Source organism: uncultured Modestobacter sp. (assembly GCF_947486615.1).
Taxonomy (GTDB): Bacteria; Actinomycetota; Actinomycetes; order Mycobacteriales; family Geodermatophilaceae; genus Modestobacter.
On record NZ_CANKUD010000003.1, the window covers coordinates 150,569 to 174,834 of the forward strand.

General features: G+C 74.8%; 31 protein-coding genes and 1 tRNA gene. 23 read left to right on the top strand and 9 right to left on the bottom strand.

All coding sequences use genetic code 11. From position 1 onward, the window contains the following. Positions 1 to 89 precede the first annotated feature (89 nt). Positions 90 to 1,055: a DUF389 domain-containing protein gene (locus tag Q1A09_RS06885; RefSeq protein WP_299952867.1), complete on the top strand. Its 966-nt coding sequence runs from the start codon at positions 90 to 92 to the stop codon at positions 1,053 to 1,055. Positions 1,056 to 1,100: 45 nt separating this feature from the next. Continuing rightward, positions 1,101 to 2,405 carry an MFS transporter gene (locus tag Q1A09_RS06890; RefSeq protein WP_299952869.1) on the top strand — a complete coding sequence of 435 codons (1,305 nt, stop codon included), beginning with the start codon at positions 1,101 to 1,103 and terminating at the stop codon, positions 2,403 to 2,405. 7 nt (positions 2,406 to 2,412) lie between these two features. On the opposite strand, the gene Q1A09_RS06895 is transcribed toward Q1A09_RS06890, so the two are convergent. Together Q1A09_RS06895 and dcd are read right to left on the bottom strand one after the other, a co-directional pair. Beyond that, positions 2,413 to 3,186, bottom strand: coding sequence for a methylase (locus Q1A09_RS06895; RefSeq protein ID WP_299952870.1), 774 nt, complete (start codon positions 3,184 to 3,186; stop codon positions 2,413 to 2,415). Positions 3,187 to 3,297: 111 nt separating this feature from the next. Next, positions 3,298 to 3,903, bottom strand: coding sequence for a dCTP deaminase (dcd, locus tag Q1A09_RS06900; protein ID WP_299952872.1), 606 nt, complete (start codon positions 3,901 to 3,903; stop codon positions 3,298 to 3,300). Between the two features lie 123 nt (positions 3,904 to 4,026). Between dcd and Q1A09_RS06905 the strand changes: the two genes are divergently transcribed. The 6 genes from Q1A09_RS06905 to Q1A09_RS06930 all read left to right on the top strand — a co-directional run bounded on the left by Q1A09_RS06905 (position 4,027) and on the right by Q1A09_RS06930 (position 9,383). Continuing rightward, positions 4,027 to 4,605: a PAS domain-containing protein gene (locus Q1A09_RS06905; RefSeq protein ID WP_299952874.1), complete on the top strand. Its 579-nt coding sequence runs from the start codon at positions 4,027 to 4,029 to the stop codon at positions 4,603 to 4,605. Next, positions 4,602 to 5,561: a methyl-accepting chemotaxis protein gene (locus Q1A09_RS06910; RefSeq protein ID WP_299952876.1), complete on the top strand. Its 960-nt coding sequence runs from the start codon at positions 4,602 to 4,604 to the stop codon at positions 5,559 to 5,561. Before Q1A09_RS06905 ends, Q1A09_RS06910 begins: the two co-directional genes overlap by 4 nt. 133 nt (positions 5,562 to 5,694) lie before the next feature. Then, the gene (locus tag Q1A09_RS06915; RefSeq protein ID WP_299952878.1) at positions 5,695 to 8,409 is read left to right on the top strand and encodes a S8 family serine peptidase; all 2,715 of its coding nucleotides are present in this window, start codon (positions 5,695 to 5,697) and stop codon (positions 8,407 to 8,409) included. Positions 8,410 to 8,496: 87 nt separating this feature from the next. Next, positions 8,497 to 8,567: transfer RNA gene (locus Q1A09_RS06920), tRNA-Gly, on the top strand. A gap of 49 nt (positions 8,568 to 8,616) precedes the next feature. Further along, the gene (locus Q1A09_RS06925; protein WP_299952880.1) at positions 8,617 to 9,162 is read left to right on the top strand and encodes a GNAT family N-acetyltransferase; all 546 of its coding nucleotides are present in this window, start codon (positions 8,617 to 8,619) and stop codon (positions 9,160 to 9,162) included. 44 nt (positions 9,163 to 9,206) lie between these two features. Further along, complete coding sequence (locus tag Q1A09_RS06930) at positions 9,207 to 9,383, top strand: hypothetical protein (protein WP_299952881.1); 177 nt, start codon at positions 9,207 to 9,209, stop codon at positions 9,381 to 9,383. Positions 9,384 to 9,415: 32 nt separating this feature from the next. Here Q1A09_RS06930 and fdhA read toward each other — a convergent pair whose 3' ends face one another. Further along, positions 9,416 to 10,642, bottom strand: coding sequence for a formaldehyde dehydrogenase, glutathione-independent (fdhA, locus tag Q1A09_RS06935; RefSeq protein WP_299952883.1), 1,227 nt, complete (start codon positions 10,640 to 10,642; stop codon positions 9,416 to 9,418). 263 nt (positions 10,643 to 10,905) lie between these two features. Between fdhA and dhaK the strand changes: the two genes are divergently transcribed. The 3 genes from dhaK to dhaM are packed head-to-tail and all read left to right on the top strand — an operon-like array spanning position 10,906 to position 12,949. Further along, on the top strand, positions 10,906 to 11,907 hold the full coding sequence (gene dhaK / locus Q1A09_RS06940; RefSeq protein WP_299952885.1) for a dihydroxyacetone kinase subunit DhaK: 1,002 nt from the start codon (positions 10,906 to 10,908) through the stop codon (positions 11,905 to 11,907). Positions 11,908 to 11,909: 2 nt separating this feature from the next. Further along, positions 11,910 to 12,536, top strand: a complete 627-nt coding sequence (gene dhaL, locus Q1A09_RS06945; protein ID WP_299952887.1) for a dihydroxyacetone kinase subunit DhaL — start codon at positions 11,910 to 11,912, stop codon at positions 12,534 to 12,536. Between the two features lie 2 nt (positions 12,537 to 12,538). Then, positions 12,539 to 12,949 carry a dihydroxyacetone kinase phosphoryl donor subunit DhaM gene (gene dhaM, locus Q1A09_RS06950; RefSeq protein WP_299952889.1) on the top strand — a complete coding sequence of 137 codons (411 nt, stop codon included), beginning with the start codon at positions 12,539 to 12,541 and terminating at the stop codon, positions 12,947 to 12,949. Between the two features lie 145 nt (positions 12,950 to 13,094). Here the strand turns inward: dhaM and Q1A09_RS06955 are convergent, their stop codons facing one another. The 4 genes from Q1A09_RS06955 to Q1A09_RS06970 are packed head-to-tail and all read right to left on the bottom strand — an operon-like array spanning position 13,095 to position 15,433. Beyond that, positions 13,095 to 13,244, bottom strand: a complete 150-nt coding sequence (locus tag Q1A09_RS06955) for a hypothetical protein (RefSeq protein WP_299952891.1) — start codon at positions 13,242 to 13,244, stop codon at positions 13,095 to 13,097. A gap of 7 nt (positions 13,245 to 13,251) precedes the next feature. Beyond that, on the bottom strand, positions 13,252 to 14,280 hold the full coding sequence (locus tag Q1A09_RS06960; RefSeq protein ID WP_299952893.1) for a type III polyketide synthase: 1,029 nt from the start codon (positions 14,278 to 14,280) through the stop codon (positions 13,252 to 13,254). Between the two features lie 43 nt (positions 14,281 to 14,323). Beyond that, positions 14,324 to 15,070 (bottom strand): methyltransferase domain-containing protein, encoded by a 747-nt coding sequence (locus Q1A09_RS06965; protein WP_299952894.1) that lies wholly within the window; start codon positions 15,068 to 15,070, stop codon positions 14,324 to 14,326. 9 nt (positions 15,071 to 15,079) lie between these two features. Continuing rightward, positions 15,080 to 15,433, bottom strand: coding sequence for a DUF3140 domain-containing protein (locus Q1A09_RS06970; RefSeq protein ID WP_299952896.1), 354 nt, complete (start codon positions 15,431 to 15,433; stop codon positions 15,080 to 15,082). Positions 15,434 to 15,481: 48 nt separating this feature from the next. Between Q1A09_RS06970 and Q1A09_RS06975 the strand changes: the two genes are divergently transcribed. The 12 genes from Q1A09_RS06975 (at position 15,482) to Q1A09_RS07030 (ending at position 22,358) form a co-directional block, all read left to right on the top strand. Then, on the top strand, positions 15,482 to 15,979 hold the full coding sequence (locus tag Q1A09_RS06975) for a DUF6328 family protein (RefSeq protein ID WP_299952898.1): 498 nt from the start codon (positions 15,482 to 15,484) through the stop codon (positions 15,977 to 15,979). Positions 15,980 to 16,011: 32 nt separating this feature from the next. Then, positions 16,012 to 16,935 carry a ribokinase gene (locus Q1A09_RS06980; RefSeq protein ID WP_299952900.1) on the top strand — a complete coding sequence of 308 codons (924 nt, stop codon included), beginning with the start codon at positions 16,012 to 16,014 and terminating at the stop codon, positions 16,933 to 16,935. 50 nt (positions 16,936 to 16,985) lie between these two features. After that, positions 16,986 to 17,147, top strand: coding sequence for a hypothetical protein (locus tag Q1A09_RS06985; RefSeq protein WP_299952901.1), 162 nt, complete (start codon positions 16,986 to 16,988; stop codon positions 17,145 to 17,147). Positions 17,148 to 17,487: 340 nt separating this feature from the next. Beyond that, a complete protein-coding gene (locus tag Q1A09_RS06990; protein ID WP_299952903.1) occupies positions 17,488 to 18,504 on the top strand; it encodes a metal ABC transporter solute-binding protein, Zn/Mn family in 1,017 nt (338 codons plus the stop codon). After that, positions 18,501 to 19,298 carry a metal ABC transporter ATP-binding protein gene (locus Q1A09_RS06995; protein ID WP_299952904.1) on the top strand — a complete coding sequence of 266 codons (798 nt, stop codon included), beginning with the start codon at positions 18,501 to 18,503 and terminating at the stop codon, positions 19,296 to 19,298. Before Q1A09_RS06990 ends, Q1A09_RS06995 begins: the two co-directional genes overlap by 4 nt. Positions 19,299 to 19,301: 3 nt before the next feature. Continuing rightward, positions 19,302 to 20,183 (top strand): metal ABC transporter permease, encoded by an 882-nt coding sequence (locus Q1A09_RS07000; protein WP_299952905.1) that lies wholly within the window; start codon positions 19,302 to 19,304, stop codon positions 20,181 to 20,183. 78 nt (positions 20,184 to 20,261) lie between these two features. Next, positions 20,262 to 20,387 (top strand): hypothetical protein, encoded by a 126-nt coding sequence (locus tag Q1A09_RS07005; protein ID WP_281425274.1) that lies wholly within the window; start codon positions 20,262 to 20,264, stop codon positions 20,385 to 20,387. 136 nt (positions 20,388 to 20,523) lie between these two features. Next, positions 20,524 to 21,162 (top strand): TetR/AcrR family transcriptional regulator, encoded by a 639-nt coding sequence (locus tag Q1A09_RS07010; protein WP_299952912.1) that lies wholly within the window; start codon positions 20,524 to 20,526, stop codon positions 21,160 to 21,162. Between the two features lie 56 nt (positions 21,163 to 21,218). Next, positions 21,219 to 21,641 (top strand): hypothetical protein, encoded by a 423-nt coding sequence (locus Q1A09_RS07015; protein WP_299952915.1) that lies wholly within the window; start codon positions 21,219 to 21,221, stop codon positions 21,639 to 21,641. Between the two features lie 37 nt (positions 21,642 to 21,678). Beyond that, positions 21,679 to 21,831, top strand: a complete 153-nt coding sequence (locus Q1A09_RS07020) for a hypothetical protein (protein ID WP_299952918.1) — start codon at positions 21,679 to 21,681, stop codon at positions 21,829 to 21,831. Positions 21,832 to 21,920: 89 nt separating this feature from the next. Continuing rightward, a complete protein-coding gene (locus Q1A09_RS07025) occupies positions 21,921 to 22,154 on the top strand; it encodes a hypothetical protein (protein WP_299952919.1) in 234 nt (77 codons plus the stop codon). A gap of 24 nt (positions 22,155 to 22,178) precedes the next feature. After that, complete coding sequence (locus tag Q1A09_RS07030; RefSeq protein ID WP_299952922.1) at positions 22,179 to 22,358, top strand: hypothetical protein; 180 nt, start codon at positions 22,179 to 22,181, stop codon at positions 22,356 to 22,358. Between the two features lie 82 nt (positions 22,359 to 22,440). Here Q1A09_RS07030 and Q1A09_RS07035 read toward each other — a convergent pair whose 3' ends face one another. After that, positions 22,441 to 23,046, bottom strand: a complete 606-nt coding sequence (locus Q1A09_RS07035) for a response regulator transcription factor (RefSeq protein ID WP_299952924.1) — start codon at positions 23,044 to 23,046, stop codon at positions 22,441 to 22,443. Further along, positions 23,043 to 24,260 carry a sensor histidine kinase gene (locus tag Q1A09_RS07040; protein WP_299952926.1) on the bottom strand — a complete coding sequence of 406 codons (1,218 nt, stop codon included), beginning with the start codon at positions 24,258 to 24,260 and terminating at the stop codon, positions 23,043 to 23,045. Before Q1A09_RS07040 ends, Q1A09_RS07035 begins: the two co-directional genes overlap by 4 nt. Between the last annotated feature and the right edge of the window lie 6 nt (positions 24,261 to 24,266).

The following is a 24,266-nucleotide window of genomic DNA, read 5'->3' on the forward strand; positions in this document are numbered from 1 at the left end:
GGCGGCCGACCCACGCGGATGCTGTAGCGGGACGACGACTCCGGCCCCACCACCCACGGGTCAGCGGTGGGACCGTGCAGAGTGACCCGGTGCTCCTCCACCTGCGGGTCACCGTGCCGGCCGATCGCACCGACGCCGTCACCGAGCTGCTCGACGCCTGCCCCGGCGTCGCCCACCTCGCCGTCCTGCCCGCTGCCTCCTTGCGCCCCGCAGGTGACGTGTTCCTCGTCGACGTGGCCCGGGAGTCGGCCGACTCGCTGGTCAACGGCCTGCGTGGGCTGCGGGTCGACGTGGACGGCGGCATCGCCATGGAGGCGGTGGACGCCGCGGTCTCCCGGATGGCCGAGGAGGCCGAACGGCGGGCGCCCGGCGACGGGACCGACGCGGTGGTGTGGGAGCAGGTGGTGCGCACCACCGACACCGACGCCGCCCTGTCGGTCTCCTACCTGGCGTTCCTCACCATCGCCACGCTGCTGGCGACCGTGGCGATCATCAACGACTCCGCGGTGCTGGTCATCGGCGCGATGGTGCTGGGCCCGGAGTTCGGTCCGCTGGCCGCCCTCGCCGTGGGCCTGGTGCACCGCCGGCGGGCGATGACCCGCCGCGCGCTGGTCTCGCTGGCCGCCGGCTTCGCGGTGGCGATCGCGGTCACCGCGCTGGCCGTGCTGGCCGGCCGCGGGCTGGGCTGGTTCGGCCCGGAGCTGCTGGCGGAGGAGCGCCCGGCCACCGGCTTCATCACCCAGCCCGACCGGTGGTCGGTGGTGGTTGCCGTGCTGGCCGGGGTCGCCGGCGTGCTGTCGCTGACCTCGGCCCGCTCCGGCGCGCTGGTCGGCGTGTTCATCTCGGTGACCACCGTGCCGGCGGCCGGGGACATGGCGCTGTCGCTGGCGCTCGGCGGCGGCACCGAGTTCCGCGAGGCGACCACCCAGCTGGTGATCAACCTGGTCGGCATCGTGCTCGCCGCGCTGGTGACGCTGGCCGTGCAGCGGGCGCTGTGGCACCGGGTGCCGACCACCGCGCCCCGGGTCCGGACGGTCGGCCGCGCCCACCACTGACCCGATCCGCGGCGCCGGCGCCCGGGTGGAGCAGGATGGGCGGACGTGACCCGCGCCGCCGCCCCCGCTCCCGAGACGAGCCGCCGGGGCCTGGTCCTGGTCGGGACGGCGATCGTGCTGACCGGCTTCAACCTGCGCACCGCGGTCAACAGCGTCGGCCCGGTGCTGGAGGAGATCGAGCACGGCCTGGGCATCTCCTCCGGGCTGGCCGGGCTGATCACCAGCATGCCGCTGATCTGCTTCGCGCTGATCGGCTTCGCCGGCCCGCCGCTGGCTGCCCGGTTCCGGGACGGGCACGTGCTCGCCGCGGCGCTGCTGGTGATGACCCTCGGCCTCCTGCTGCGGGTGGCCGTGCCGAGCATCTGGGTGTTCCTGGTGGGCACCGTGGCGACGATGGTCGGCGGCGCGCTCGGCAACGTGCTGCTGCCCGGGCTGGTGAAGCGGTGGTTCCCCGACCGCACCGGCCTGCTGGTCGGCGCGTACAGCACCGCGCTGGCCGTCGGCGGCGCGGTGGCCAGCGTCTCGACCGCGCCCATCGCCGAGGCGGTCGGCGCCGACGGGTGGCGGTGGGCGCTGGGCATCTGGGCGGTCTTCGCCCTCGTCGCCGCGCTGCCCTGGCTCGCCGTCCCGGTCCGGCCGGGAGCCTCGCGCGGCGGGCACACCGCCGTCCGGCTGCGCGCGCTGGGCCGCAGCCGGCTGGCCTGGACGATGGCCGCCTTCTTCGGGCTGCAGTCCATGCAGGCCTACGTGATCGTCGGCTGGACGGCGCAGTACCTGCGCGACCAGGGGATGTCGGCGCACGCGGCCGGCTTCCTGGTCGGGCTGAACGCGCTCATCGTGATCCCGCTCAACGCCGTCGTCCCGCTGGGTGCGGTCCGCCAGCACCTCCAGCGGCCGATGCTGCTGGCGTTCGTCGCCTGCTACCTGGCCGGCTGGACCGGCCTGCTGGTGGCGCCGCTGACCCTCACCTGGCTGTGGGTCTGCCTGCTGGGCCTGGGCATGGGCACCTTCGCGATGATCCTGGCGCTGTTCGGCCTCCGCGGCCGCACGCCGGAGTCGGTCGGCGCGCTGTCCACGGTCGCCCAGGGCTGGGGCTACGCCGTGGCCGGGGTGGGTCCGCTGCTGGTCGGCCTGCTGCGCGGGCTGACCGGCGGCTACACCGGCATGTTCGTGCTGGTCTACGCCGGCGTCGGCCTGCTGCTGGTCACCGGGTGGTCGATCTGCCGGGAGCGGTACGTCGACGACGAGGTCGCCGGGCTGGTGGCCCCGGGCGACCGGCCCGTCCCCGGTCGGGACGACGTCGAGGTCGCCGGCGCCGAGCCGCCGGTGACCCTCCGCCCGCGCGAGTAGCCGCCCCTCAGGCGGAGAGCTGGAGTGCCCGCTTCAGCTCCGTGGCCCGGTCCCGGGTGACCTGCGGGGAGCGGGTGAGCAGGGCGACCGCGACCACGTACTCGTCCTCCCCCGCCCAGCCGTGGCCCGCCGCGGTGAGCCGGGTGATGTGCTCGCGCACCTTCGGCTCACGGCTGTAGGCGCCGAACTCCAGGCCCATCGCCAGGAAGTTCACCACCCGGTAGCCGAGGTCTGCGGCGGTGGCCAGGGTGGCGGCCGGGTCGGAGTAGCTGGGCAGGGCCACCAGCAGGTGGTCGAAGCCGGCCTTCAGCAGCCGGAGCACCAGGTCGTTGCCGTACCAGCCACCCCACAGCTCGGGCATCATGATGTCGCCGTCCGGCGCCGGGATGTAGGGCGGGTTGGCGATCACCGTCGAGACGTCCCGGCCGCTCGGCGAGTCGGCCCAGCCGAAGAAGTCACCGTGCTCGACGGTGTAGCGGTCGGCGACGTCCAGGCCGCTGATCGTCTGCCGGGCCCGCTCCACCGAGGTCGCGCTGATGTCGGTGCCGTGCACCCGCAGCCCGGGCACGGCGCGCACCACGTGGGCGATGGCCCGCGCGTCACCGCTGCCGAGCTCGGCCACGCCCTCGCTCTGCCAGGGCACCACCGACGCGTACTGGGTGAGCAGCAGCTGCACGGAGAACGCGTAGTGGGCCGATTCCTCGGCACAGTCGAAGAAGCCGTCCACGACGTGGTTGCCCGACGGTTGGGGCAGCAGAACAGCGGTGTCCCGGGGGTCCATGCAGACCCCCTACCCCGATCGGCGCTCCGTCACCCGGTGCCGGGCAACCGTTCACCCAGTGGTGCCGCCGCCGTCGCCGAGCCGTTCCCGGCGCCGATCAGCACGGCGGGGTCAGGACGGCGGGGTCGCCGGGTCCGCGCGCCGGGTGTCGGCGCGGCTGAAGTTGCGGAACGACCGGGACGGCGTGGGCCCCCGCTGGTCCTGGTAGCGCGAGCCGTAGACGGCCGACCCGTAGGGGTGCTCGGCGGCGGAGCTGAGCTGGAACAGGCACAGCTGGCCGATCTTCATCCCCGGCCAGAGGGTGATCGGCAGGTTCGCCACGTTGGAGAGCTCGAGGGTGATGTGCCCGGTGAAGCCCGGGTCCACGAACCCCGCGGTCGAGTGGGTCAGCAGCCCGAGGCGGCCCAGCGAGGACTTGCCCTCCAGCCGGGCGGCGAGGTCGTCGGGGATGCGCACGACCTCCAGCGTCGAGCCGAGCACGAACTCGCCCGGGTGCAGCACGAACGGGTCGTCCCCGGTCGGCTCGACCAGCGTGGTCAGGTCGTCCTGCTGCTGCGCCGGGTCGATGTGGGTGTACCGGGCGTTGTTGAACACCCGGAAGAACCGGTCGAGCCGCACGTCGATGCTCGAGGGCTGCACCATCGCGGCCTCGTAGGGCTCGATGCCGAGCCGGCCGGCGGTCAGGGCGGCACGGATGTCGCGGTCGGACAGCAGCATGGCGCGGAGTCTAGGGACCGCCTGGAGGACGGCGGCCGTCGTCCCGTCCACCTGGCCGTCGAACTGCCGATGACGAGGGGGCACCAGCCGGTGCCGGAACTCCAGCGCACAGAGAGGGGCGAGATGGTCACGACGCGGCCGGCGCCCGACGAGGCCCGATCGAGGCGGCAGGTCGTCCGACCGACCGGCGTCGAGCGGACGTTCTCCGCCGACGAGCTCATCGTCTCCAAGACCGACCCCCGAGGCGTGATCACCTACGCCAACGACGTCTTCCTGCGGGTCAGCGGCTACGACCTGGACGAGGTCATGGGTCAGCCGCACAACCTGATCCGGCACCCGGAGATGCCCAAGGCGGTGTTCAAGCTGCTGTGGGACACCCTCGCCGAGGGGCAGGAGGTCTTCGCCTACATCGACAACCTGGCCGCCGACGGCGCCAACTACTGGGTGCTGGCGCACGTGACGCCGTCCTTCCGCGCCGACGGGCGGGTGGTCGGCTACCACTCCAACCGGCGCCGTCCGTCGGCCCGCGCCGTGGCCGCGGTACGCCCGCTGTACGCGCAGTTGGTCGCCGAGGAACGCCGCCAGCCCAACGGCCGGGCCGCGGTCGAGGCGTCCAGCCGGCTGCTGGGCGAGCTGGTCGCGCAGCACGCGTCGTCCTACGAGGAGTTCGTGTGGTCGGTCATCGGGGAGGAGGAGCTGTGAGCGTGCGTCGCCGCGGAGACGGCCAGCTCAGCGACGCCGCGGAGCTGGAGGTGTACCGGGCGTTCGTCCGGCAGCTCGTGACGGCGTGCGAGAGCGCGGCCGCCGGCGACCTGGAGGCGCGCAGCCGCCCGGTGCCCGGCTCCTGCGGCGTCCCCGAGCTCGTCGCACTGCACAACAGCCTCAACCGGGTGCTGGACGTCTCCGACGCGTTCGTGCGCGAGGCCGGGGCGGCGCTGACGTCGGCGGCCGAGGGCCGGTTCCACCGCCGGCTGCTGCTGACCGGGCTGTCCGGCGCCTACCGCCGGGGCGCCGAGGTGATCAACACCGCCCGCGCGGCGATGCGGGAGTCCGCGGCCCGGGTGGCCGAGGCGCAGACCTCCCGGCTGCGGCTGGCCGACGAGTTCGAGACGGTCGTGCTCGGGATGAGCGAGCAGGTGGCGACGGCATCGACCGAGCTGTCCGCCTCGGCCCACGGCCTGACCCAGGCCGCGACGGCGGCCAGCGGCGAGGTGACAGCGGCCCGCGGCACGATCGACTCGCTGACCCGCTCGTCGGCGGAGATCAAGGGCATCGTGGCGATGATCGACTCGGTCGCGGCGCAGACCCGGCTGCTGGCGCTCAACGCCACCATCGAGGCGGCCCGGGCCGGCGAGGCCGGCAAGGGCTTCGCGGTGGTGGCCTCCGAGGTGAAGGACCTCGCCGACGAGACCGCCCGGTCGACCGAGCGGATCACCGCCCAGGTCGAGTCGATGCGCACCGCGTGCGACGACGTCGCCGCCGGCATGAGCACCGTGGGCACCACGGTGGCGGAGATGAACGGCCTGGTGGACGGGATCGTCGCCGCCGTGGACGGCTCGGCGTCCCTGGGCCCGGCCGGGGACACCACCGGGTTGTCCCGGATGGCGGAGAAGCTGCGCACCGAGATGACCGGCTTCCTCGCCGAGATGCGCAGCTGACCTGCCGCGGGCCGGGGCCGGCCGCCGGTCACCCGATGGGGCGAACCGCGGCCGGCCTCCTCCAGTTCCGCCACCGGCGCGCCGATGCCCTCCCGTCGAGCGCCCTCCCCGGGCGCGGGTGGAGGAGGACCGGATGGGTCTCGTGCGGACCAGCAGTCGGCAGGTGCGCGCCGTCGCCGTGGTGGCGGCTGCGCTCACCGGGTTCGGCGGCGCCGCCGCGGTCGACGCGATGGCCCAGCCGGACGTGGCGGTGGCCGACGGCTTCGGCGCCGGCGACGGCCTGACCCGCTACGTCGTCAGCGCCACCTCCGGGGACGCCTCACCCGAGCTGCTGGCCACCCTGGCCGGCCAGGACGGCGTCGACTCGGCCCAACGCCTCTTCGACGGCAGCGCGCTGGTGGCGGCCGACGGGGTGACGCCGCAGCAGCTGCGCGCGGTCGCCGGGGTGTCCGGTGTCGAGCTCTCGCCGTCCGTCCCGGTGCTCGGCACGGCCTCGGACCCCTACTACGCCCCGTACGGCTGGCACCTGGAGAACACCGGCGCCAACGCCTACGGCCAGACCGAGGTCCGGGCCGACGCCGACATCGACGGCTCGGTGGCCTGGGACGCCACGACCGGCGACGGGATGGTCGTCGCCGTCGTCGACACCGGCTACGACTCCGACCACCCCGACCTGGCCGGCGCGCTGTGGACCAACCCGTCCTGCGGTCCGGAGGACGCCGACGGCGACAGGCTCACCGGCGACTGCCACGGCTGGAACTTCACCACCAACAGCCCGGACGTCGACAACGGCACCGGCGGGTCGCACGGCGCCACCGTCGCCGGCGTCATCGGTGCCCGCAAGGACAACGGCCTCGGCTCGGCCGGCGTCGCCCCCGACATCACCCTGATGCCGCTGGTGATCGGCTCCGGCGAGGGCGTCGACGTGAACCTGGGCGCACAGGCGATCCGCTACGCCGCCGACCACGGCGCGTCCGTCGTCAACGCCTCCTGGGGCGGGCCGGTCACCGGCACGGCGCTGACCGCCCTGCAGTCCGCCGTCGACTACGCCGCCAGCAAGGGCGTGCTGGTCGTCGCCGCCGCGGGCAACGACTCGGGGAACCGGGACACCTCGCTGGTCTACCCGGCCAGCCTGACCCAGCCCAACGTGGTCACCGTCGGCAACTCCACCGCCGCCGACACGGTGGCCCCCAGCTCGGCCTACGGCGCCACCTCGGTCGACCTGTTCGCCCCGGGCACCCTGGTGATCACCACCTGGAACGACGGCGACTACCGCCTGGTGTCCGGCACCTCCATCGCCGCTCCGCAGGTCGCGGCCGCGCTCGCCCTGTACCAGGCCACGATGCCCACGGCCTCGCTGGCGGACGTGCGCGCGGCGATGCTCGCCGACGTCGACCCGGTGGCGGCGTTCACCGGCCGGTCGGTCACCGGCGGCCGGCTCAACGTCAGCCGCCTGGACCCGGCCGGCGCCGTCCGCGTGGGGTACGAGTTCACCTCGATGACCGGCCCGGTGGGCCCGGTGAGCCCGCAGGTCCGCGCCACCGGCCCGGCCGTGGCCGGCCGTTACGAGGTCGTCGTCGGCCTGGGCATGGAGCACGGCGGCGAGGTCTTCGCCCTCTCCGGCGAGCCGCTCACCTTCGCCGGCACGACGCTGACCACGGACGACGCCGGGCAGGTCACCTTCCCCCTGGGCGACCAGACCACCGCCGACGGGCTCACCGTGGCCCCCACGGCCGACCTCGCCCAGGGGCGGTACGCGCTCAGCGTGCAGCTGCTCGTCGACGGCCAGCCGCTGGGCGAGACGTTCGCCGCGCCGCTGCTGGTCGGCGACGTCACGCCGGCCCCGGACGGGACCGGTGGCAGCACGCCCGCAGCCCCCGGCACGGGCGACTCGGACACCGGGACGGGCACCGACACCGGCACCGACGGATCGGGCACGGGTGGCTCGGGCGACCCGGGCACCGGCGGGTCGGGCACCGGCGACACCGGCACCGGCACGGGCGGCTCGGGTGGCGGCTCCACGGAGCCGGGCACCGGCGACTCGGGCAGCGCGCCCGACGCACCGGTCACCACACCGGGCACCAGCACCCCCGGCACCGGCGACTCCGGTACCGGTGACTCCGGCACGGGTGACGGCGGGACCGCCGACCCGGGCTCCGGCGACGGCACCGGCTCGACCCCGGGCACGACACCGGACAGCGGGACCGACAGCGGGACCGACACCGGCACCACACCGGGCACCACGCCGGGCGACAGCCCGAGCACGCCCGGGACGACGCCGGGCACGGACAGCCCCGACACCGGGACCGGCGACGGCAGCACGCCCGACGTGGTGACCTACCCCGAGACCGGCGTCTTCGGCCTGACCAGCATCTCCCCGTCGGTGGTCAGCACCGCCGGCGGGACCCGGGTGACCGTCACCGGCACGAACCTGCCCGACGACGTCGGGGTGCGGATCGGGGGTGCCCAGGCCGCGACCGTGCTGCGGGCCGATGGCACCTCGGTCGAGTTCGAGGCACCGGCGCGGGTGGCCGGCAGCTACGACGTCTGGGTGTTCAGCGCCGGCGGCGCGGAGTCCTCGGTGCTCACCGATGCCCTCAGCTACGTCGACGACCCGGCCGGCGGCGGCAGCAGCCCCGGCACCGACGACGGGTCGGGCAGCGACGGCTCGGACGGCACCGGCGGCGGGACCACCCCGGCCGACGGCACCGGCGGCGGCGCCGGCGACCCGGTGACGACGGTCGGCCCGAACGGGGAGCGGCTGGTGCGGTCGGCGGCGTTCCGGTCGCTGGGCGCGTCGTTCTGGTCGCTGGACTGCAGCACCAGCTGCCGGGGCGTGCGGCTCTGACCCGCTGAGACGCACAGTCGCCCCCGACCGGGTTCCGGTCGGGGGCGACTGTCTTGCTAGGGTGTCCACACAGGCCATCGGTCTGACGCGGGTGTAGTTCAATGGTAGAACATCAGCTTCCCAAGCTGACAGTGCGAGTTCGATTCTCGTCACCCGCTCTCCTCTTCTCCCACTGCGCCGAGCGCGCCGTTCGGCGACGCTGGCCCGGTGAGCGCCTCCCCCGCCGTCCGCACCGTCCCGACGGCCGATCTCTCCGCCGCCGAGCTCGACCGGCTCCGCACCTTCCTGGACAGCGCCTACGCCGGCCGCTTCGGCGACGACGACTGGTCGCACGCGCTGGGCGGGGTGCACGTGCTCGCCACGGTGGACGGCGAGCCGGCGGGCCACGCGGCGGTCGTCGTCCGGCAGCTGATCGTCGGGGCCGCCACCCTGCGCACCGGTTTCGTCGAGGCGGTGGCCACCGATGCCGCCCTGCGGCGCCGCGGTGTCGGCACCGCGGTGATGGCCGAGGTCGAGCGGCTGGTCCGCGGCGGCTTCGAGCTGGGCGCGCTGGCGGCGAGCGAGGACGGCGCGGCCCTCTACGCGCGCCGGGGCTGGCTGCGCTGGGCGGGGCAGACCGCTGCCCTCACCCCCGACGGCATCGTGGACAGCCCGGACGAGGCGGTGTTCGTGCTGCCCACCCCGGCCACCCCGGTGCCGCTGGACACCGCCGTCCGGCTGGTCTGCGACTGGCGCCGCGGCGACCTGTGGTGACGCGGGGGCTTGCCGGCGGGCCGGCCGGCCGCGAGGGTGCCGCCATGGACGACGGCTACGGCGACATCGGCTTCGTGGTGCTGACCCCGGCGCAGCGCCGGTGGGCCCGGTTCATCCGGGTCACCGGCCTGCGTGAGGTGCTCTTCTTCCTGGACTGCTCGGTCCCGCTCACCCGCGGGCGGCTGCGCCGCTGGCACAGCCCCGGCCTGCCCCGCCGCTGACGCCACAGACGCGCCAGCGGCGGGGCCCCACGTCAGGCGGCCTTCGTGCCGACCATCCCGTGCGGGTCGATCACGTACTTCTTCGCCGCGCCGGAGTCGAAGTCCTGGTACCCCTGCGGCGCCTCGTCCAGCGAGATCGTCGTGGCGTTGACGGCCTTGGCGATCTGCACCTTGTCGTTGAGGATCGCCTTCATCAGGCCGAGGTTGTAGCGCATCACCGGGCACTGACCGGTGGTGAAGGAGATCGACTTCGCCCAGCCGGTGCCCAGGCTCAGCGAGAGCGAGCCCACCTTGGCGGCCTCGTCGATGCCGCCCGGGTCACCGGTGACGTAGAGGCCGGGGATGCCGATCGCCCCACCGGCCGCGGTGACCTCCATCAGCGAGTTCAGCACCGTCGCCGGCGCCTCCTTGCCCGACCCGTCACCGTGGCCGCGGGCCTCGAAGCCCACCGCGTCGACTCCGGCGTCGACCTCCGGGATGCCGAGGATCTGCTCGATCTGGTCCTGCGGGGAGCCCTGGGAGACGTCGACGGTCTCGCAGCCGAAGCTGCGCGCCTGCGCCAGCCGCTGCTCCACGAGGTCGGCGACGATCACGACCGAGGCGCCGAGCAGCTGGGCGCCCACCGCCGCGGCGAGCCCCACCGGGCCGGCGCCGGCGATGTACACCGTGGACCCCGGCTTCACCCCGGCGGTGACCGCCCCGTGGAAGCCGGTCGGGAAGATGTCCGACAGCATCGTCAGGTCCAGGATCTTCTCCATCGCCTGGTCCTTGTCCGGGAACTTGAGCAGGTTCCAGTCGGCGTAGGGCACCGTGACGTACTCGGCCTGCCCGCCGACCCAGCCGCCCATGTCCACGTACCCGTAGGCCGCGCCGGGGCGGGCCGGGTTCACGTTCAGGCAGATCCCGGTCTTGCCCTCCTTGCAGTTGCGGCAGCGGCCGCAGGCGATGTTGAACGGCACCGAGCACAGGTCGCCGACCTCGATGAACTCGACGTCGGGGCCCTTCTCCACGACCTCGCCGAGGATCTCGTGGCCGAGCACCAGGTTCGGCGGGGCCGTCGTCCGACCGCGGACCATGTGCTGGTCGCTGCCGCAGATGTTGGTGGTCACCACCTTCAGGATCACGCCGTGGTTGAGCTTGCGGCCCACGTTGGCCGGGTTCACCCCCGGCCCGTCCAGCAGTTCCAGCTTCGGGTAGTCGGTCTCGTGCACCTCGACCTTGCCGGGCTCGATGTACGCAACGCCTCTGTTGCCAGTCATCTGGGAGCTCCTCACCTCGTCGGACCGCGTCTGGGTCGTACTGCCCTCCGGCGCCCGTCTCCTCTCCCTGCATGCGGCGGAGGGCATGTGACGCGAGTGTGCTCCAGATCACCGGCCGCTGCCCAGCGTCGTCCGACGATGCGGACCACCCCCCGTTGCCGACGTCGGCCCCCTCCCGGGCACCGCCCCGAGCTCGCGAGGGGTGGGGAGGAGGGGGTCCTTCCACTACGGTTCGCTGGCACCCAGATGATCAGGAGCCTGCGATGAAGAAGCTCATCAACGACCCGGCCGACGTCGTCGACGACGCCCTCCGCGGGATGGCCGCGGCCCACCCCGACCTGCGGATCGACCCCGAGCACCGGATCGTCTTCCGCGGCGACGCCCCCGTGGCGGGGAAGGTCGGCCTGGTCTCCGGCGGCGGCTCCGGGCACGAGCCGTTGCACGGCGGCTTCGTCGGCATGGGCATGCTCGACGCGGCCTGCGCCGGCGAGGTGTTCACCTCGCCCGTGCCCGACCAGATGGTCGCCGCCACCCAGGGCGTGGACGCCGGCGCCGGCGTGCTGCACATCGTGAAGAACTACACCGGCGACGTGATGAACTTCGAGATGGCCGCCGAGCTGGTCGCCGCCGAGTCGGGCACCGAGGTGGTCTCGGTCGTCACCGACGACGACGTCGCCGTCACCGACAGCCTCTACACCGCCGGACGCCGCGGGGTGGGCGTCACCGTGCTGGTGGAGAAGCTGGCCGGTGCCGCCGCCGAGCAGGGCCGGCCGCTGGCCGAGGTCGCCGAGGTGGCCCGCCGGGTCAACGGCCAGGGCCGCAGCATGGGCATGGCACTGACCTCCTGCACCGTGCCGGCCGCCGGCAAGCCCACCTTCGACCTCCCGGCCGACGAGATGGAGCTGGGTGTGGGCATCCACGGCGAGCCCGGCCGGCGCCGGGTGCCGCTCGCCCCGGCCCGCGAGGTCGCCGAGATGCTGCTGGAGCCGGTGCTCGCCGACCTGGACTTCACCGGCGGCGACGGGGTGCTCGCCTTCGTCAATGGGATGGGCGGCACGCCGTTGCTCGAGCTCTACGTCGTCTACGCCGAGGTCCAGGCGGTGCTGGCGAAGGCCGGGGTGACGGTGGCCCGGTCGCTGGTCGGCTCGTACATGACCAGCCTGGAGATGGCCGGCTGCTCGATCACCCTGCTCAAGGTGGACGACGAGCTGATCCGGCTCTGGGACGCCCCGGTGCGCACCCCGGCGCTGCGGTGGGGGGTCTGAGCATGACGCTCGACACCGACGCCCTGGGCGCCTGGGTGGGCGAGTTCGCCCGCGCCGTCCGCGAGCACCGCGACGAACTGACCGAGCTCGACTCGGCCATCGGCGACGCCGACCACGGCACCAACATGGACCGCGGGATGACCGCCGCGGTCGCCGCCCTGGACGCCACCCCGCCGGCCGACGGCGCGGCGCTGCTGAAGACCGTGGCGATGACCATGATCAGCAAGGTCGGCGGCACCAGCGGCCCGCTCTACGGCACCTTCTTCCTGCGGATGTCCGGCGCTCTGGGCGACGGCTCCCCGGCCGCCTTCGCCGCCTCCTTCCGGGCCGGGGTCGAGGGCGTGGTGGCCCGGGGCAAGGCCGAGCCCGGGGACAAGACGCTGCTGGACGCGCTGCTCCCGGCCGCCGACGCGCTCACCGAGGCGGTGGGCGCCGGGCAGGAGCTGGACGCGGCGCTGCGCGCGGCCGCCGATGCCGCGGCGCGGGGCCGCGACGCGGTGACGCCGTCGGTCGCCCGCAAGGGCCGGGCCAGCTACCTGGGCGAGCGCAGCGCCGGCCACGTCGACCCCGGGGCCGCCTCCGCCGTCCTGCTGGTCGAGGCCGCCGCGACGACCCTGGCGAGGAGCTGACCGTGGCGCAGGTGGGGATCGTCGTCGTCTCGCACAGCCGGCCGCTGGCCGAGGCCGCGGTCGAGCTGGCCCGGCAGATGCTGCCCGGCTCGACCGTGCCGATCGAGGTGGCCGCCGGCACCGACGACGGCGGGCTGGGCACCGACGCGGTCGCCGTCTCCGCGGCGATCACCGCGGCCGACTCCGGCGACGGCGTGCTCGTGCTGATGGACCTGGGCAGCGCGGTGATGTCGGCCGAGACGGCGCTGGAGCTGCTGGACGACGACGTCCGGGCCCGGGTGCTGCTCAGCGCGGCGCCGCTGGTCGAGGGCCTGGTCGGCGCAGCCGTGGTCGCCGCCGGCGGCGCGGACCGCGACCGGGTCGCCACCGAGGCCCTCCGCGGCCTGGCCCCCAAGCAGGCGCACCTGGGCTGAGCGGCCTGGCGCCGCCCGGGTTGAGCCGGACGAGTCGGCGTTGAGCCGCGCGCCCACGCGGCTCAACGTCACCCGGTGCGGGTTGACCCGGCGGAGCGCCTGCCGGCCGAGGCCCCGACCGGCGGGCCGGGGTGACCGGCCGACCTCACCAGCCGCGCGGTGGGCGCTCCCGGCCGTTGCGGCGCCAGTGCTCCTCGATCGCCGCGTCGTGGTCGGCCCGGACCCGGCGCAGCAGCAGCGCCAGCCCGCCGATCAGCGCGAGCAGCACCAGCCCGACCACCAGGAGCGCGGTCACCGGCGGCTCAGGCCGGGAGGAGGAGGGTGGCGTAGAGGGTCAGGCCGGGCCCGAAGGCCATGGCGACGATCGGGCCGTCGACGTCGGCGAGCTCCTCGAGCACCAGCAGCACGGTCGCCGACGAGCAGTTGCCGTGCTCGGCGAGGACCTTGCGCGAGGCGGTCATCTGCTCCTCGGCCAGGCCCAGCTCGTCCCGGACGACGTCCATGATCCGTGGCCCGCCGGGGTGCACCGCCCAGCCGGCGACGTCCTCGATGCGCAGGCCGGCCTCGGTGAGCAGCTCGTCGACCACGCCGCCGACGTGCCGGGACAGCACGTCGGGCACCTTCGGCGACAGCCCCATCCGGAAGCCGAGGTCGGTGACGTCCCAGGTCATGTGGTCGGCGGTGGCGTGGTCGGTGCGGGCGACCATCCCGGCCACCCGCCGGCCCCGCGCAGCGCCGGGCTCGACGACGACGGCGGCCGCGGCGTCGCTGAACAGCGCGTGGGTGACCACCTGCTCCAGGTCGGCGACGGCCGGCTGCACGTGCAGGCTGGTGAGCTCCAGGCACAGCAGCACGGCCGGACGGGACCGGGCCGTCACGAAGTCGCTGACCGCGGCCAGCCCGGGGAGCGCGGCGTAGCAGCCCATGTGCCCGACGAGCAGCCGCTGCAGCCCCAGCGGCATGCCGAGGTCGCTGGAGAGCCGGATGTCGATGCCCGGGGTGGCGTAGCCGGTGCAGGTCGCCACGGCGAACAGCCCCACGTCGCCCGGCGCCAGGCCGGCGGCGTCCAGCGCGGCGGCGACGGCCTGCTTGCCCAGCGGCATCGCCTCGGTGACGAATCGCTCCATCCGCGCGCCGGTGCCCCACTGCGACACGTCCTCGTCGACCGGGTTGACCACCGCGTGCCGGCTGTCGACGCCGGCACCGCGGAACACCCGCTCGGCGGCCCGCAGCCCGGCGTACTTCTCGGCGAAGTACCCGTCCCAGACCTCGCCCTGCTCGTACCGGGCCGGCAGGGCGCGGCCCGCGCCCGTGACGACGGCGGCGGTCACCAGGCCGTCCCCGGCGCGTACGGGGTCACGGGACGGCTGTCGCTCATGCCCCGACGGTACGTGCGGACCCCGTCGTCCGCCGCTCGGCTGCGGGCACCGCGGTCTTGGTCGCCGTGCCGGCGAAGAGGATCCCGGTCCAGGGCATGGTGCGCATCCGCACGCCGTCCCGCCGTCCGCGCCGCCAGGCGACCAGGTCGCGGACCGAGGGGCGCAGGCCGACCAGCCGCAGGTCCAGGCCCAGCCGGCGGGCGGTGGCCAGCAGCTCGCGGCGGTCGACGAACAGCGCGGGGTCGTGGATGCCCGGGGGTGGTCCGCCGGGCAGCCGCTCGGCGATCCGCACGGCCACCAGCGGGGCGAGCCGGGAGGCCGCGATCGAGTCGATGACCAGCAGCCCGCCGGGCTTGAGCAGCCGGGCGCTCTCGGCGAGCACCTGCCCGGGGTCGGCGACGTGCTCGAGGATCTCCCCGGCGGTGACGACGTCGGCGCACCCGTCGGCCAGCGGGACGGCGAGCACCGACCCGCGGACGGCGGAGACCCCGTGCCGGCGGGCGACCTCGAGCCCGGCCCGGCCGATGTCCACGCCGACGTGCCGGTACCCCAGCCGCTGCACGTGCGGGGCCATCAGGCCACCGCCGCAGGCCAGGTCGACCAGGACGGCGTCGGGGCCGGGCGCCGGGGGCACGTGCCCGGCCCGGGAGGCGGCGATCCACTGCAGCATCGCGAACCCCCCGCGGGGGTCCCACCACTGGTCGGCCAGCTGGTCGTACTGCGCGGGGTCGTTGCGCTGCACGCGGCGACGCTACTTCTTCTTCAGCGGGTCGTGGCCCCAGTTCATCAGCGACCACCGCCACCGCGACGTCTCGACGTCCTCCTTGGCCGGCTCCTGGGCCAGGTGCCGCTGCACGTAGCCGTGCACCTTGCGCATGTGCGCGAGGTCGTCGTCGGTGAGGTCGGCCTTCTTGGTGTGCAGCAGCTGCACGATCCGCCGGCCCGACTCGTGCCCGGTGGACTCCGCCGAGCCGCTGCTCTTCTGCCCGACCGACCGGGACTCCTCGGTGCCCAGCCACTCCTCCAGCTCGCCGGCGGTCATGTTCACCGCCTCGCCGAACTCACGGCGGATGGTGTCGGCGTCCTCGGTCTGGTGCTCGGGCACGGTCTCTCCCCGGGTGTCGATCGGCTGTGCCTGCGGTACCGCAGGCGGGTGGCGGAGAAACGGAGTGACGCCGAGCGGTCCGCCCTCGCCCGCGGCGAGAGCCCCGACGAGGTGCTGGACCGCAACGTCAACGAGGTGCTGCAGGAGATCCGGGTGGCGATCACCGCCGTCCAGGTGCTGTTCGCCTTCCTGCTCACCCTGCCGTTCCAGTCCCGCTTCGCCGACCTGGGCACCTTCGGGACGACGGTCTACGCGGTGACGATGATCAGCACCGCCCTGGCCACGGTGGTGCTCATCGCGCCGGTCTCCTTCCACCGGATGCTGTTCCGGCGGCGGCAGAAGGCGGCGATCGTCCAGTTCGCCGACCGGTCGCTGGTGGTCGGCCTGACGCTGCTGCTCACCGGCATCGCCAGCGCGGTGCTGCTGGTGCTGGACGTGGTGCTCGGCCGCAGCCCGGCGATCACGGTGTGCGCCGCCGTCGTCGCGATCGGGCTGGTCACCTGGTACGGGCTGCCGCTGCGGCAGCGCGCCACCGGCCCCTCCTAGGCTGCCCCCGTGCTGATCACCGGGAGCGTGCCGTGTCCGTGACCGTGGTGGGCAGCCTCAACGAGGACGTCGTGGTGACCGTCGACCGGCTGCCCGGCCGGGGCGAGACGGTGATCGGCTCAGGCGTGGCCGTGCTGCCCGGCGGCAAGGGCGCCAACCAGGCTGCCGCCGCCGGCCGGCTGGGCACCGGGGTGCACATGGTCGGCCGGGTCGGCGACGACCCCGCCGCCGGCCGGCAGTTGGCCGCGCTCGCCGACTGCCGGGTCAACGTGGGCCGGGTGCACCGCACCCCCGGCGCACCCACCGGGACGGCGACCATCCCGGTGGAGGCCGACGGCGGGGAGAACCTGATCGTGGTGGTGCCCGGGGCCAACGCCGAGCTCACCCCGGCCGACGTGGACGTCGAGTCGGTGCACCGGGCCGGGGTGCTGCTGCTGCAGCTGGAGACCCCGCTGGCCACCGTGCGGGCCGCCGCCGAGGCCACCCGGGGCACCGTCGTGCTCAACCCGGCGCCGCCGCAGCAGCTGCCGGCCGAGCTGCTGGCCCGGGTCGACGTGCTGGTGCCGAACGAGCCGGAGCTGCGCCGGCTGGCGGGCGCCCCCGACGGCGACCTGACGCTGCTTGACCTGGCCGGGCTGGCCCGCGGGCTGGCCGCCACCGACGTGGTGGTCACCCTCGGTGCGCGGGGAGCGCTGGTGGTGCCCGGGACGGGTCCGGCGCTGCTGCAGGCGCCGCCGCCGGTGCGGCCGGTGGACACCACCGGTGCCGGCGACTGCTTCTGCGGGGCACTGAGCAGCGCGCTCGACCGGGACGAGGCGCTGGCCGACGCGGTCCGCTACGCGGTCACCGCGGCTGCGCTCTCCACCACCGGGGCCGGCGCCCGGGGTGCACTGCCCGACGACGACGCCGTCCGGGCCCTGCTGCCCCGCACCCCCGCGGCGACCGACGTCGGCTGACGCCGGCGGGGCGATGGTTGCCGCCGCCCGGGCCGGGGCACGGGGCGGGCATGACCGAGAACACCGGGCACACCCCGCACTCCGAAGAGCCAGCCGAGGGCAAGACCGACGCCGAGCAGCCGGACTCCGGCCGGACGCCGCACCCCCAGGAGCCGGCTGAGGGCGGCGCCGAGGAGGGCACGGACCCGGAGAACCGGATCAGCGAGATCTGAGCCGGCATCGGAGCCGGTACCGGCGCGTCAGGGACGGCCGGTGCCCGGCTCCGTCGGGTCCGCGGGCGTCGGCACCGGCTCGGCCGGGGGCGTGGCGGCCGGCGGGGGCTCGGTCGAAGGGGCCGGCGGGCGGTCCGGGGCGCGCGGTGCCCGGCGCGGCGGCGCGGTGGGTGGTCGGACCGGGGTACGCCCGGGCTGGATGGGCACCCCGGGGACGGTAGTGGAGCCGCCAGAGAGCTGGTGGAGCCGGTGTGGCGGGGTCGACGTCGACGGCGAGTCGTCTCAGGGTGATACTGATTGTGACGACCATTCCCAGTAGCCGCTCCAGTGAGGACCCACCGTGCCCCGCCTTGCCCTCTTCCGCCGCCCGGCGCTCACCGCCCTGGCCGCCACCGCCACGCTGACCCTGGCTGCCTGCGGTGGGTCCAGCAGCGCCGGCACCACGACGCGCGAGGCCGACGCGGAGAGCTGCCCGGGCGAGGTGCTCGACGTCGTCGTCTCGGTGAGCCAGTGGGGCTCGATCGTCGAGCAGCTGGGCGGCGACTGCGCCACCGTCACCACCGTGCTCGCCTCCTCGGCGGTCGACCCGCACGACTACGAGCCCACGACCGCCGACATCGCCGCCTTCTCCGACGCCGACCTGGTCGTGCTCAACGGCGCCGACTACGACCACTGGGCCGCCGACGCGGTCGCCACCGCCGACTCCGACCCGGTCGTGGTCGACGCGGCCGAGGTGGTCGGCATCGAGACCGAGGAGCACGCCGAGGAGGAAGAGCACGCCGAGGGCGAGGAGCACGCCGAGGAGGAGGGCCACGCGCACGGTGGGGTGAACCCGCACCTGTGGTACTCCCCGGAGTACGTGCAGGACGTCGCCGCCGAGGTGACCGCGCAGCTCAGCGAGCTCTCCCCCGACGCCGCCGACCACTTCGCCGAGCAGGCGCAGACCTGGGAGTCCGACCTGCAGCCCTACCTGGACGAGGTCTCGAGCCTGCAGTCCGCCGCCCCGGGCCGCTCCTACGCCGCGACCGAGAGCGTCTTCCAGTACACCGGCGAGGCGATCGGCCTGACCGACGCCACCCCCGAGGGCTACCGGGACGCCGCCAGCAACGAGACCGACCCCGCCCCCGGCGACGTCGCGGCCTTCGAGACGGCGCTGTCCGACGGTTCGGTGGACGTGCTGGTGTACAACTCCCAGACGGAGGGCAGCGTCCCCGAGCAGCTGCGCGCCGCCGCGGAGTCGGCCGGCGTGCCGGTCGTCGAGGTCACCGAGTCGGCGCCGGACGGGGAGCAGTCCTTCGTGTCCTGGCAGCTGGACCAGCTGCAGCAGCTCTCGAACGCACTCGGTGGGGGTCAGTGACCGACGTCGCGACGTCCGACACGGCCGCCGCGCGGCCACCGGCACTCGTCCTGGACGACGTGTCGGTGGTGCGCGGCGGCCGGCTCGTCTGGTCGCAGGGCACCCTGCGCGTGCCCACCGGCGCCGTGGTCGGGGTGATCGGACCGAACGGGGCCGGGAAGACCACCCTGTTCCAGCTGGTCCTGGGGATGCTCACCCCGGCCGGCGGCCGGCTCGAGGTGCTGGGCCGCACGCCCCGCCGCGGCGACCGCCGGATCGGCTACGTGCCGCAGAACTACACCGCCGCCCTCGGGGAGGCGGTGCGCGCCCGGGACCTGGTGATGCTCGGCCTGACCGGGGGCCGCTTCGGCCTGCGGCGCGCCTCGGCCGCCGAACGGGCCCGTGTCGACGACGCGCTCCGGCGGGTGGGCGCCGACGGCTACGCCGACCGTCGGATGTCCGAGCTCTCCGGCGGTCAGCAGCAACGGGTCGCGATCGCGCAGGCGATCGTCGACGACGCGGAACTGCTGCTGCTCGACGAGCCGCTGGCCAACCTCGACCTGCGCAACCAGCACGAGGTGGTCGAGCTGCTCGGCGAGCTCACCCGCGAGGGCCGGGTCACCGTGATGATCGTGGCGCACGACCTGAACCCGCTGCTGCCCGTGCTCACCGACGCCGTCTACCTGCTCGACGGCCACCCGCACCACGACCCCATCGACGCCGTCGTCACCGAGGACCTGCTCACCCACCTGTACGGCACCCCGGTCCGGGTGGTGCGCACCGCGCAGGGCGATCTCTTCACCCGGGGCGGTTGAACCGTGGTCACCTTCCAGGAGAACTGGCTGCAGGTGCTGCAGACGACGTTCATGCAGCACGCCCTCATCGGCGGGTCGATGGTCGCGCTGGCCGCCGGGCTGATGGGCTGGTTCGTCGTCACCCGGCAGAACGCCTTCGCCGCGCACGCACTCGCCCACATCGGCTTCCCGGGCGCGACCGGCGCGATCCTGGTCGGCGCCCCGGTGACGCTGGGCCTGGCCGTCTTCTGCGTGGGCGGCGGGCTGCTGATCGGGCTGTTCGGCAAGCGCGTGGCCGACCGCGAGGTGGCCACCGGCACGATCCTGGCCTTCGCCACCGGCCTCGGCGTCCTCTTCGCCTCGCTGGCCACCGCCAACGCCAGCGCCACCACCACCGTGCTGTTCGGCAACCTGCTGGCCATCTCCACCGACCAGCTGTGGGTCTTCGGCGGGTTCACCGCGGTCGTCGTCGGCGTGCTCGCGGTCATCGCCCGCCCGCTCGTCTTCTCCTCGGTCGACCCCACCGTGGCCGAGGCCCGCGGGGTCCCGGTCCGGGCCCTGGGCGTGGCCTTCGTCGTGCTGCTGGCGCTCACCATCACGATGGCGGTGCAGGTCGTGGGCACGCTGCTGCTGTTCGCGCTGGTGGTGACCCCGGCTGCGGCCGCCCTGCGGATGACCGCCCGGCCCGGGCTGGTCGCCGTGATCGCGGTGCTCATCGCCCTGGGCAGCGTGTGGCTCGGGCTGGTGCTCTCGGCCATGGTCAACCTGCCGCCGAGCTTCTTCGTCACCACCCTCGCCGTGCTCACCTGGGTGGTCACGCTGCTGGTGACCCGGGACCGCGCGCCGCGCGAGGCCACCGCACCGGTACTGGACGGGCCGCAGCTGGTCTCCGAGCGGACCGGGTGACCGACGTCTCAGCACCTGACGGGAGTCCACCCGGTCGGGGACTGTTTCCACCCCGCTGACCGGGGGAAGGTCGGACCCATGCACGTAGACGACCGCGACCAGCAGACGGACGACGCCCGCACCCCCCTGACCGGCCAGGAGCAGACCGCGCAGCAGGCGGTCGCCCGGATGCTGGCCAACCCGCGGCGGATACGCCGCACCTGACCCGGGCGAGTCCCAGCCGCCTCACCGATCCCCGCTGCCCTCCGGTGCCTCTCCCGCCCCGGAGGTGCTGGTCAGGGGCCTGCGGACGTCGGCGTGCCGCGAACCGCTCCGTTACGACGTGCTGCACGATCGGGTGGTGACCGCCGCAGCCCTCCCCCTGCACTCGTCCGAGGACGTCTCCGCCCCGGCCCGCCGCACCCGCGCGGAGCGGCAGGAGATCGTCCTGGACACCGCGGAGCGCCTGTTCTCCGCCCGCAGCTCGCGCAGCGTGGGCATGGACGAGCTGGTCCGCGAGACCGGCCTGGGCAAGATGACCGTCTACCGGCTCTTCAAGAGCAAGGACGACCTGGTCGGCGCCTACCTCTCGCGCAAGGCCGCCACCGTGCTGTCCTACGTCGACGCCGAGCTGATCCGGCTGCAGGGCGACCCCCGCGCCGCGCTGCTCTCGGTGGTCGACGCGGTGGAGCGGGACGTCACCCGCACCGGCTTCCGTGGCTGCCCGTTCACCAACGTCAGCAGCGAGTACGACGACCCGCAGCACCCGGCCCGCAGCGCGGCCGCCGACTACAAGTACGAGCTGCACATGCGGCTGCTCGACCTCGCCGGTGAGCTGGTGCCCACCGGCGCCGAGGACCTCGCGGCCCAGGTGCACCTGATCATCGACGGCATGTACCTCTCCGGCGGGCTGCTCGGCCCCGACGGCCCGGCCTCGCACGGCCGGCAGCTGGCCGAGAAGCTGATCGACACCGCGATCCGGGACGCCGCGGCCCGCTGACGGACCCCGCTGCCGGTCGGCGGGCGGGCCGGCCCGCCCGGCCGCACGATGGACCCGTGACCGACCGCTCGCGCCCCGACCTCGACGACGACACCGTCACCGCCCTCGGCAAGCTGTCCGAGGCCCTGGAGACCGTGGAGCAGGCCCGCGGCCTGCTGTACGGCTTCCACCAGCTCACCGGCAAGGCCGATCTGCTGCTGCAGGACGCCGTGTCCGGCCTGCGCGAAGCCGGGCACGCCGAGCTCGCCGACGACCTCGACCGGGACCTGGTCGGCCGCAACGTGATCGCCGACCGCTGGACCTTCCAGATCGTGGAGGACTACGACGCGAACTACTGGTCCACGTTCCGGGAGTTCGACCAGCACGCCCGCGACGAGCTCTCCGGCGGCGACCGGCACGTGTTCGAGGCGCGGATGAAGCAGCGCGAGCGCACCGCCGGGCATCCGCGCCACGAGGCCGGCCCGGTGCTGGACGACTGAGGTCGCCGGCGCGCCGCCTGCGCACGAGACTCGGGCGATGACGACCGCAGGCAACGAACCGCGAGACGACCGGGACGTCGAGCCGCTGGGCGGCGCGGCGTCGCCGCCTCCGGGGGACGACGACGCCGCCGGCATCGCCGGCCCGGTCTACCCGCCGCCGGAGACCGAACCCGACGCGCAGCGGGACTGACCCGCCCCAGCCGCGCGGGGCCACCGGTGCATGGCGCCGGGGCATCACGGGCATGGGCGGAGGACGATGCCCACGTGAGGAGTGCAGCCATGAGCGATCCCGGCGGCAGCGACCGCATCCAGCAGGACGTGCCCACCGCCTCGGGGACGGGCGACAACAGCGACCTCGGCACCGGCGCGGAGGACACGGACGAGACGGGCACCCGGGAGGGCGTCCCGCTGACCCGGGACGCGGCGCTGGAGCGCGACGCGGCCAGCGACGACCTGCAGCCCGAGCGCGCCACCACCGAGCCCTCCCTGGCGCAGCGCACCGACCCGTCCTGACCCCCTGATCGAGAGGTCCACCCCATGACCGAACCCACCAGCAGCGGCTACCACGACTCCCCGGCCACCTCCGACCCCGAGGGCGACCTGGTCGACGGCACCCCCGGCCACGACCGCGGCGACGGCGGTGAGAAGGACACCGTCCTGCTCACCGACGACGAGGCCCAGCAGGACGACTCCGTCACCCGCCCCGGCAACGTCTGACGAAACACCCCGTGGCCCCCACCCACTCGGGAGCTCGCGGCGGGCCCGTGCAGAGGGGCCGCGGGCCCCTGCAGAGGGGCCGTCAGATCCAGCCGTGCCGGCGCGCGGCCTCCACGGCGGCGTGCCGGTTCGGCGCCCCCAGCTTCGCCGCGGCCGCCGAGAGGTAGTTGCGCACCGTCCCCGGCGACAGGTGTGCCCGGGCGGCGATCTCCTCCACCGGCGCACCGCCAGCGGCCAGCTCCAGCACGTCGGCCTCCCGCGGGGTGAGCGGGCTGTCCCCGGCGCTGATCGCCTCCGCCGCCAGCTCCGGGTCCACGTAGCGGCCGCCGCGGTGCACCGTGCGCACCACCTCGGTCAGCACGGCCGCGCTGACCGTCTTGGGCAGGAACCCGCGCACCCCCGCCTCCAGGGCCCGCTTCAGGTGCCCCGGCCGGCCGTGACCGGTGACGATGACCAGCCCGCAGCCGGGTAGCACCGTGGTCAGCTCCGCGGCGACGCTGATCCCGTCGCGGTCGGGCATCTGCAGGTCCAGGACGGCGACGTCCGGCCCCTGCGCCCGGGCCATGGCGAGCGCCTCGGCGCCGGACGACGCCTGGGCGACCACCTCGACGTCGTCCTCGAGGCCCAGCAGCGCCGCGAAGGCCGAGCGGACCAGGTTCTCGTCGTCGGCCAGCAGCACCCGGATCATGCGACACCCCCGTCCGGCAGCGTGGCGGTGAGGCAGAACCGGTCGCCGTCCCGGGCGGTGTCCAGCGATCCCCCGGCCCCGGCCAGCCGCTCCCGCAGCCCGGCCAGGCCACTCCCCGGGACGGCACTGCCCGCGGACTCGGCCGGCACCCCGTCGTTGGTCACCCTCAACCGGACCTCCCCGCCTCCACGCGCCAGCACGATCCCGCACTCGGCGGCGGCGCTGTGCCGCAGCACGTTGGTCACCGCCTCGCGGACCACCCAGCCCAGTGCGGCCTGCACCGGCTCGGGCAGCGCGCCGGCGTCGTCCTCACCCTGCACCGTGCAGGCGACCCCGGCCGCCCGGAGCACCGAACGTGCCCCGGCCAGTTCGCTGGTCAGGTCGGTGCTGCGGTAGCCGCGGACCACCTCGCGCACCTCCCGCAGCGACTCCTCGGCGATCCGGTGGATGTCGGCCACCTCGTCGGCCGCCTCCGGCCGGGACCGGCGGACCAGCTCACCGGCCAGCTGGCTCTTCACCGCGATCGCCGACAGGTTGCGGCCCATCACGTCGTGCAGGTCCCGGGCGAACCGCAGCCGCTCCTCGGCCACCGCCAGCTGCACCTGCACGCCCCGGGTGCGGTCCATCTCCACCACCACGTCCAGCACCCAGACGGAGAACCGGAAGGCCAGGACGACGCCGAGCGCTGCGACCGCCAGTGCGCCGCCCTGCGCGGCGGCCGCGGCCGCCGGGCTGCCGGCGAGGAAGCTGGCGAACCCGCTCAGCACGCCGATCGTGATCGCGTGCGGGCTGAGCTGCCGCGTGGTCCACGCCGTGGAGCACGCCGTCAGCACCATCCCCAGCGGCAGCGCCACCGACCAGGGGACGGCGGCGTTCAGCTCCTGCCCGTCGCTGCTGAAGGCCCACACCCCGGCGGCGGCGGTCACGCCGGCGGCGATGAACGCAGCGAGCACCGGACCGCGGGGCAGCTCGTCACCTCGGCGGTGCGCGGCGAGCCCACTGCGGGTCACGACGATGCCCCCGGCCGCGGCGACGACCGAACCGGCCAGGAACAACGTCAAGGGGCCCCGCGGCGCCGGGCCGGCCGCTGCGCCCAGCACGGCGAGGGCGAGCAGCGGGAGCATCGCCAGGTACCCGTAGAAGGACCAGCGCGTGTAGAGGTCCAGCCGCTGCGGGGCGCTGCGGCTCCTCCACCAGCGCGAGACGGTCGGCACGGCGGT